Origin of the sequence: Micromonospora sp. M51 (assembly GCF_018070305.1) — a bacterium.
Classification (GTDB): Bacteria; Actinomycetota; Actinomycetes; order Mycobacteriales; family Micromonosporaceae; genus Micromonospora; species Micromonospora parva.
The window spans coordinates 1-5168 of record NZ_JAGPXZ010000437.1 but is presented as its reverse complement, the minus strand read 5'-3'; the positions used below and the strand labels follow the sequence as shown (position 1 = coordinate 5168).

General features: G+C 72.2%; 3 protein-coding genes and 2 pseudogenes. 2 read left to right on the top strand and 3 right to left on the bottom strand.

Annotated features, from left to right (window positions below):
• The 3 genes and pseudogenes from KBX53_RS21485 to KBX53_RS21475 form a co-directional block, all read right to left on the bottom strand.
• Positions 1-453, bottom strand: a pseudogene (locus KBX53_RS21485) (fuconate dehydratase); the annotation flags it as partial.
• The gene (uxaC, locus tag KBX53_RS21480; protein WP_210861250.1) at positions 450-1883 is read right to left on the bottom strand and encodes a glucuronate isomerase; all 1434 of its coding nucleotides are present in this window, start codon (positions 1881-1883) and stop codon (positions 450-452) included. The pseudogene KBX53_RS21485 and the gene uxaC, both read right to left, overlap by 4 nt.
• Before the next feature lie 59 nt (positions 1884-1942).
• Positions 1943-3121, bottom strand: a pseudogene (locus tag KBX53_RS21475) (Gfo/Idh/MocA family protein); the annotation flags it as partial.
• A gap of 235 nt (positions 3122-3356) precedes the next feature.
• Here KBX53_RS21475 and KBX53_RS21470 point away from each other — a divergent pair.
• Both KBX53_RS21470 and KBX53_RS21465 read left to right on the top strand, forming a co-directional pair.
• Complete coding sequence (locus tag KBX53_RS21470; protein WP_036410513.1) at positions 3357-4487, top strand: LacI family DNA-binding transcriptional regulator; 1131 nt, start codon at positions 3357-3359, stop codon at positions 4485-4487.
• Between the two features lie 19 nt (positions 4488-4506).
• The coding region (locus KBX53_RS21465; RefSeq protein ID WP_210861248.1) for an ABC transporter substrate-binding protein at positions 4507-5168 on the top strand (662 nt) is incomplete at its 3' end.

Sequence of the window (5168 nt, the reverse complement as noted above, 5' to 3'; positions counted from 1 at the left end):
GATGTGCTTGAAGTCGACGCTGGCCACGAGCTCGTCGGTGGGCAGCTCGGCGAGGAAACGCCACATCGGCTTGCCGGCCAGCGTGGCCCGCAGGTCCCACACCGCGTTGACCAGCGCACCGGTCGCCATGTGGATGACGCCCTTCTCCGGGCCCAGCCAGCGCAGCTGCACGTCGGCGCTGAGCGAGCGCCAGAACGCCACCGGCTCGGCGGTGATCTCCTCGATCGTGCGCCCCCGCACGTGGTGGGCCAGCGCCCGTACCGCCGCGCAGGTGATCTCGTTGCCCCGGCCGTTGGTGAAGGTGAATCCGGCGCCGGTCGGGCCGGCGCCGGTGCCCAGCTCGACGTACGTCGCCGAGTAGTCACCCCGGTTGATCGCGTCGGAGCCGTCGCCCCGGGCGGCGGTCGGGAACCGCACGTCGTGTACCTCGACGGAGGTGATGGTGGTGGTCACTGGTCAACGCCTCCAAAGTTGAAGACCCGCCTGGGCAGCCGGTACGCCAGGTCGACGATGGTCTCGGCGGCCTCGTCCATCGGCAGCCGGTGCTCGGCGACGAGGCGGGCCAGGAAGCCGGCGTCGACCCGACGGGCCACGTCGTGGCGGACCGGGATGGAGCAGAACGCCCGGGTGTCATCGACGAAGCCGGCGGTGTTGTAGAACCCGGCGGTCTCGGTGACCGTCTCCCGGAACCGGCGCAGCACCTCGGGGGAGTCCAGGAACCACCAGGGCGCGCCGAGCAGCAGCGCGGCGTACCCGCCCGCGAGGGGCGCCAGCTCGCGGGTGAAGGTGTCCTCGTCGAGGGTGTAGAGGACCACCCGCAGCCGGGGGTCGTTGCCGTAGCGCTGCAGCAGCGGGGCGAGCGCGTGCACGTACTCGGTGGCCTGCGGGATGTCGCCGCCGACGTCACGCCCGTGCCGGGCGTGCAACCACCGGTTGTGGTTGCGCACCGCGCCGGGGTGCAGCTGCATGACCAGGCCGTCGTCGAGTGACATCCGGGCGAACTCCACGAGCATGTGCGCCCGGAACGCCTCCGCGTCGGCGGCGTCGGCCTCGCCGCGCCGACCCCGGTCGTAGAGCCGCTCGGCCTCGGCCGGGGTGAGGTCCAGGGTGCGCGCGGTGGGGTGGCCGTGGTCCGAGGAGGTCGCGCCGGCGGCGATGAACGCGGCGCGCCGGGCCCGCAGCGCGGCCAGATAGCCGGCGTACGTGCCGGTGTCCTCGCCGGCCCGGTCGCCGAGCCGGTCCACGTTCGTCGACCAGCCCTCGAACTCCATGTCCACCACGTCGTCGGGGCGGAACGTGGTGACCACCCGGCCGCCCGGCCCGCCCCACCCGTCGGCGGCGAGCTTGGCGTGCGCGGCGAGGTCGTCCAGCGGCGACTCGGTGGTGGCCAGGACCTCGATGCCGAACCGCTCGAACAGCGCCCGGGGCCGGAAGTCCGGCTCGGCGAGCCGGGCCGCGATCTCGTCGTAGACGGCGTCGGCGGTGGCCGGGCCGAACACGGTGTGCACCCCGAACACGGTGCGGAAGGTCTGCTCCAGCCAGAGTCGCGACGGGGTGCCCCGGAACAGGTGCCAGTGCGCGGCGAAGCGTCGCCAGATGACCCGGCCGTCGGCCTCCACCGGGCTGCCGTCGCGGGTGGGCACCCCCAGCTCCGCCGGGGGTACGCCCTGACTGAGCAGCATCCGGGTCAGGTAGTGGTCGGGCACGATGAGCAGCCGCGCCGGGTCCGGGAAGGGGCGGTCCTCGGCCAGCAGGGCCGGGTCGACGTGCCCGTGCGGCGAGATGATGGGTTGTTCCGCCGCCAGGGCGTACAGCTCCCGGGCCAGCGCCCGTTGGCCCGGCTCGGGCGGCAGGAGCAGATCGGTGTGGTCGAACGTGGGCACGGGGTGCGGCTCCTCGTCTGCGGTGTCAGCGGGGGGTGAGCAGGTCGGCGACCCGGACCGCTCATCCGGGCGTCCGCGCCACCGTGCCCGAGCCGACTGCGGCCCTCCACCGGGATCTGCCGGGGCGGGGCCCAGAACGGGCGCACCGTCAGCGTCGCACCCCCGCCCTCGGGCGGCGCCTCGGCACCGTGCAGGGCCGCGCCCTTGACCGCGCCGGCGGTGCCCCGGTCGACGAAGTCGTTCTCGGCCACGTCCAGCTCCAGCCGGCCCCGGCTGCCGTTGACCATCACCCGGTAGCCCTCCCAGGGCGCGTACGCGGTGAGGTGGTAGGTCATGGTGGCGCCGGTGGAGTAGCGGGCCAGCACCGCCATGTCGTCCTCGATGCTCACCCCGGGCGCGAAGACGTTGCGGTCGCGCTGGTAGCCGTCCTCGGCCTCGGCGTCGAGGTACAGCTCGCGCAACCGGGGGTGCGCGTCCAGGCGCAGCGCGAACGGGTCGTCGGCGGCGGCGGGGGAGCCGTGCGCCCGGTCGTAGTCGCGGGCGTAGCCGTGCCGGCGGCCCTCCTCGCCGTAGAAGAAGAGCCGGCCGGCCGCGTACACCTCGACGGGGGTGGCGGCCAGCCACCAGTTGACCAGGTCGAAGTGGTGGCTGGCCTTGTGCACCATCAGCCCACCGGAGGTGGCCTTGTCGCGGTGCCAGCGGCGGAAGTAGTCGGCGCCGTGGCGGACGTCCAGCAGCCACTCGAAGTGCACCGAGCCGATCTCGCCGACCGCGCCCTCGGCGAGCAGCCGGCGAACCTGTTCGTGCAGCGGGTTGTAGCGGTAGTTGAAGGCGACGGTCACCCGGCCGCCGGTCTCGCTCACCGTGTCCAGGATGCGCCGGCAGCGTGCCGCGTCCACTGTCATCGGCTTCTCGGTGACGACGTCCCGACCGGCGCGCAGCGCGGCCACCACGTACTCGTCGTGGGTGACGTCCACGCTGGTGACCAGAACGACGTCGACGCGCTCCTTGTCCAGCATCGCCGCGAAGTCGGCGGCCGGGTACGTGGGCACCGGGCGGTGGCCCAGCTCGGTCAGCCAGCGGTTGTGCGCGTCCATCCGGGCCTGGTTGGTGTCGGCGAAGGCGACCAGCTCGGTGGTGTCGGCGTGGTCGAGCACCAGCGCCCGGACGAACATCTCCGCCCGCGCGCCGGTGCCCACCACGGCGTACCGGACCCATCCGGCGGCTCTCGGTGACATGCGGTGCGCCTCCCGTGATGCTGCAAAGGTTTGCAATGAAGTAATCACGATCGATCCGTTGGCGTCAACGACGGCGACGGGATCGGCGTTATATGTCAGGTTTTGTGTGGCGGCAGCTCACCAAGGGGAGCGTGGGTGCAACAAAGCCGTAATCATTGACCGTTGACACTGGCGCAACCGTTTGCATTAATGGGCCACACCCGTGACCGCCACCACATCGGACGAAGGGGCCGCCGTGCCAGTCACCATCCGGGACGTCGCCCGGGCGTCGGGTGTGCACATCTCCACCGTGTCCCGCACCTTCTCGGCGCCACACCTGGTCAACCCGGAGACCCGGGTCCGGGTGCTGGCGTGCGCGGAGGATCTGGGCTACCGACCGAACCGGGCCGCCCGAGCACTGATCACCGGGCGGACGCACAACATCGGGCTGATCATCGCGGACATCGCGAACCCGTTCTTCCCACCGCTGATCAAGGCGGCGGAGAGTCAGGCCCGGCACCGCGACTACCACGTCTTCGTGGCCGACACCAACGAGGACCCGACCGCCGAGGAAGAGCTGGTCCACGCGCTGGCCAAGCAGGTCGACGGGGTGCTGCTGTGCAGCCCCCGGATGAGCAACAGCCTGATCGAACAGCTCAGCCGCGAGGTGCCACTGGTCGTGGTGAACCGCCAGGTGACCGGCCTGCCCTGCGTGCTGATGGACGTCGGTCAGGGTGCCCGCTCGGCGATCGAGCACCTGGTCGGCCTGGGGCACCGCAGCATCGCGCTGCTCGGTGGCCCGCGCAGCTCGTGGACCAACCGGGAGATGCGCCGTGCCGCCAGCGCGGCCGCCCGAGCCGGTGGCGCCGAGCTGACCGTGCTCGGCCCCAACGCGCCCACCGAGGTCGGCGGCTCGGCCATCGCCGAGCAGGTGCGACGCAGCGGCGTGTCGGCGGTGCTCGCCTACAACGACCTGATGGCGATCGGCCTGATCGAAGGGCTGGACGCGCTCGGGGTCCGGGTGCCGCAGGAGGTGAGCGTCGTCGGGGTCGACGACATCACCCTGAGCCGGCTCACCCGACCCAAGCTGACGACGGTGGCCACACCCACCGGGGCCGCCGGCCGGACGGCCGTCGACATGCTGCTGCAACAGGACATCGAATCACCGCGCGGTGCGCGGGGGTCCGGTGCCGGCACGGCGCTCGGCGTCCGTCGTACCACCGCACAGGTAATGCTCCAGACCGACCTGGTCATCCGCGACTCGACCGGCCCGGGCCCGTACGCCCGGCCGGCACGTCCCCTGGCCGCGCCGCGTGGCCCGGACCCGCATTGCCCTGCGGGCCCGGGCACCCCGACCACGGCCACCGGTGACGCCGTCGCCTCCTAATGCCGAGGAGTGAGCGCACATGCACCCCGCAACGCCCCCCACCACTGGCGCGCCCGTCGGGCGCGCCCACCGTACCCCGCTGCCCCGGCGGCGACTCCTGCGTGGCCTGCTCGCCGTGACGGTCGCCGCACCGCTGATGTTCGGCGCCGCCGCCTGCGGAGACGACGGCGGCGCCGCCGACCCGAACGCGCCGGTCAAGCTGTCCATCTTCTGGTGGGGCGGCGACGCCCGGGCCAAGCTGACCGAGGACGCGCTGGCCCTCTACACCCAGAAGCACCCCAACGTGACCTTCGAGAAGACCTGGCAGGCCAACCAGGGCTACTTCGACAAGCTGGCCACGCTCACCGCCGGTGGCAACCCACCGGACCTGTTCCAGATCGACGACAACTACCTCGCCGAGTACGCGGCCCGCAACACCACGCTCGACCTGACCCCGTACCAGGAGTCCGGAAAGCTGGACACCTCCAAGTTCCCCAAGAGCCTCTGGCAGTACGGCGTCGTCGACGGCAAGCTCGCCGGCCTGGCCGCCGGGGAGAACACCCAGGGGCTGGTCTACAACAAGACGCTGCTGACCAAGCACAACCTGCCCGAGCCGACCACCGGGATGAGCTGGGAGCAGCACATCGCCTGGGCCGAGCAGGTCACCGCCAAGACCAAGGTGCCCGGCACCCAGGACCCGAG